General features: G+C 49.6%; 5 protein-coding genes. 3 read left to right on the top strand and 2 right to left on the bottom strand.

The features are described 5' to 3' along the window. Nucleotides 1-471: 2-amino-4-hydroxy-6-hydroxymethyldihydropteridine diphosphokinase (gene folK / locus LBJ25_00730; protein MDR1452489.1), on the top strand; the 471-nt coding region annotated here is incomplete at its 5' end. 11 nt (nucleotides 472-482) lie between these two features. On the opposite strand, the gene LBJ25_00735 is transcribed toward folK, so the two are convergent. After that, nucleotides 483-794: a helix-turn-helix domain-containing protein gene (locus LBJ25_00735; protein ID MDR1452490.1), complete on the bottom strand. Its 312-nt coding sequence runs from the start codon at nucleotides 792-794 to the stop codon at nucleotides 483-485. 113 nt (nucleotides 795-907) lie between these two features. Here LBJ25_00735 and LBJ25_00740 point away from each other — a divergent pair, with 113 nt between their 5' ends. Further along, the gene (locus LBJ25_00740) at nucleotides 908-1,669 is read left to right on the top strand and encodes a hypothetical protein (GenBank protein MDR1452491.1); all 762 of its coding nucleotides are present in this window, start codon (nucleotides 908-910) and stop codon (nucleotides 1,667-1,669) included. Nucleotides 1,670-1,694: 25 nt separating this feature from the next. Beyond that, nucleotides 1,695-2,111, top strand: a complete 417-nt coding sequence (tsaE, locus tag LBJ25_00745; GenBank protein MDR1452492.1) for a tRNA (adenosine(37)-N6)-threonylcarbamoyltransferase complex ATPase subunit type 1 TsaE — start codon at nucleotides 1,695-1,697, stop codon at nucleotides 2,109-2,111. 372 nt (nucleotides 2,112-2,483) lie between these two features. Here the strand turns inward: tsaE and LBJ25_00750 are convergent. Then, nucleotides 2,484-3,023: hypothetical protein (locus tag LBJ25_00750; GenBank protein ID MDR1452493.1), on the bottom strand; the 540-nt coding region annotated here is incomplete at its 5' end.

Consider the following 3,023-nt stretch of genomic DNA (forward strand, 5'->3'; position numbering starts at 1 on the left):
AATGTTTTTTTAAGTCTCGGCAGCAATCTCGGTGACCGCGCGCAAAATCTGCGCGACGCGCTGGCGGAACTCGGCCAATTGCCGGAAACCAAAATCTTAAAAACCGCTTCTTTTTACGACACCGCGCCGGTCGGCCACGCGGAGCAGCCCCGTTTTCTCAACACCGCCGCGCAGCTAGAAACAACCTTGCCGCCGCGCGCGCTACTGACCGCCGCGCAGAACATCGAAAAAAAACTCGGCCGCGTGAAAACTTTTCGCTGGGGGCCGCGCGTCATCGACATAGATATTTTAGCTTACGCCGGACAAATAATTGACGAGAGCGATCTGCGTATACCGCATCTGGAATTACCCGGCCGCGGCTTTGTTCTGGAGCCGCTGTGCGAGATCGCGCCGGAATATATAGAAGCCCGTTCCGGCCAAACTTACCGGACGCTGCTGGAGCGGCTGCGGGCACAAAATTCGCGCGCTTGAATTAGTCAAAATCAGTTTAAATATTTTCGCGCCAACCGATCCAGCTGGTCATGCGCATCCACCAGGTATTTGCGGAGCAGTCTGGTTTGTCTATCGGGCAAACGCCTGTCCGGTTTAAACAAGTCATAAACATTCACGTCAAAAGCTCTGGTGAATTTAGCCAGCGTGGACGACGATACCCAGGTTTTGCCCTGCTCTATATTGCTGAGAAATGGGATTGAAATATTTATTTTTTCCGCCAGATCTATCTGCGACCAGCCCGAACGGCTGCGGTATTGTTTAATATTTTCACCCAGAACAGCGAGAATATTTTGTTCTTCCATGCTTAACCTCTTGGACTAATATTTGATTATACTTTTAGCTTGACAGGCTGGTAATTACATAATATAATAATTAAAACTTAGCTATACAGATAACAAAGGCGGGGGAGGAAATTATGACTATAGCAAGCGGCGAAAAAATGTATGCGGACGATATTTTGAATTTGCTCTTTTTTCCCAAAGGCGCGATCCTGATGTACGACGGCACGAGTTGGCAGGACAATGTCACGCTCAAGGGCTGGTATCAGTGCAGCAAAAATTCTGACGGCACGGCCAAGATCGTGAACGGGTACACGGTGCCGGATTTGCAGGATAAATTTATCATGGGGCATAGCGGCGGCGGCCGCGCGGGCGGCAATAATTCTCTGGAGCTGTCCATCAGCAATTTGCCGACGCATGGTCACAGTTTAAATGATATGTCCGTGAGCGGCCTCTCGATGATCCCGGGCGGAGCGCATCAACATTCCGGCAGCGGCACAACGAATAGCGGCAGCGGCGGACATGCGCATACTGTTTCCGGCACAGCGGAATCTAACGGCGCACATACCCATAAATACTCAGTCATTAATCCTCTTTATTCAAATGGGAATCTGTATGATAATGAGTATTTTTATCAAGCAATAGCAGGTGGCGCTATCGAAACAACTTCCGACGGCGCGCACACACATAGCATTACAGGCTCCACTTCCGAAAATGGCGGGACACATGCCCACGATGTCGCCGTATCGATTCCCGAAAGCGGCTCGCATACGCATGCCATTTCCGGCGGGGTTATTTCCGGTTCGGTAGGCAACACCGGCTCTGGCACGCCGCTCGACAATCGGCCGAGTTATTACACATTAATATACGTTGTCAAAGTAACGAACGCCGGAATATAAAACAACATGTTATGATGTAAAATCCATGCAAGTTATCGTTAATTCTCTAACTGAAACCGACATTTTAGCGCAAAAGCTCGCCGCCGCCCTGCGCGCCGGTTCTGTCCTCGCGCTCAATGGCGAGCTCGGCTCCGGCAAAACCACCTTTACGCGCGCGCTGGTCAAAGCTCTCGGCAATACCGCGCCCGTCGCCAGCCCGACATTTACAATTCTCAATATTTACGCGGGCAAAATGCCGGTTTATCATTTCGATTTTTACCGCCTGCAGGGTCTGGCTGATCTGGAGAACACCGGCGGCGCGGAGTTTATCCCGTCCAGCGACGGCGTCACGATCATCGAGTGGGCGGAAAAAATCCCCGGAATATTGCCGGAAAATTATTTAGAGATAACTATTACTATAGCAAGTGAACAGGCCAGGGTTTTCACGCTCAAGCAGCATTAAGCATCAAGAAAATAATTCGGTCGCTGACTGTAAGCCCGCTAGAGAGCGGAGTATCCTGCGAACACACGGGCGAAATGACCGCACCATCACCACCGCGCGTTTCTCCATGTTCCGCTAAAGCGAAACACCCCTCTGTCTTAAATTTGCTTTAAACAAGCAAATTTAAGACATCTCCCCTTTGTAAGGGGAGATAACTAAGGAAGACGACAAGACCGGGATTTGAGTTGGCTCCCCCTGGTTAAAGGGGAGCTGGCAAAAATCTGCGGCGCAGATTTTTGTCTGAGGGGTGTCTCGCTTTAGCGGGACATTCATCGACCGTTACTTCGCTTGCTAATTGCAAGCCCGTCAGAGAGTAAAGTCGGAACATATCCGCTACGCGCATCTCCTGATGTAGATCAGTGAATAGTACAGCGGCATATTGCTGGTATTGCTGTCAGTCGTGTTGCTGTTGTCATTATTTGCGTGGCCGGTGTGTTCATGCGTGGCGTCAATCAAAAGCCTGGGATTATCTTGCGCGCCTCTAGTCCAACCGTAATAAGTTTTTTCAACACTAAATGAAAAAATGCCAGAACGATCTTGATCTTCTTCAGCACAATCAGCTGTGCCTTTTAATTCTTTATCTTTACTTCGGTCTGTCTCTTTCGTCGCATTGGTATAAATACTATGTGTGTGTTTCGGCAACATAGCGGCGGTCAGGGCATTGCTGCCGCCGGTACTCGCCAGACTACCATTGCCTTTGATGAATTTATCTTCCAGATTAGGGGTTAGTCCCTTATTACGATTTACTAGATCACAACAATACCAGCCGGGCAATGTAATGTTGTCTTGCCAGCCCGTGCCGTCGTACATCAATATCGTGCCTTTGGGCAGTTCTGTTTGTAATCCGCTGATAGAAGTTTGCAAATTGCTTAC

Source organism: Candidatus Margulisiibacteriota bacterium (assembly GCA_031268855.1).
Lineage (GTDB): Bacteria > Margulisbacteria > Termititenacia > Termititenacales > Termititenacaceae > Termititenax.

Bases quoted from the DNA above. Each gene is read 5' to 3' on its own strand.
- LBJ25_00735 (MDR1452490.1), bottom strand. From the start codon at position 794: ATGGAAGAACAAAATATTCTCGCTGTTCTGGGTGAAAATATTAAACAA.
- LBJ25_00740 (MDR1452491.1), top strand. From the start codon at position 908: ATGACTATAGCAAGCGGCGAAAAAATGTATGCGGACGATATTTTGAAT.
- tsaE (MDR1452492.1), top strand. From the start codon at position 1,695: ATGCAAGTTATCGTTAATTCTCTAACTGAAACCGACATTTTAGCGCAA.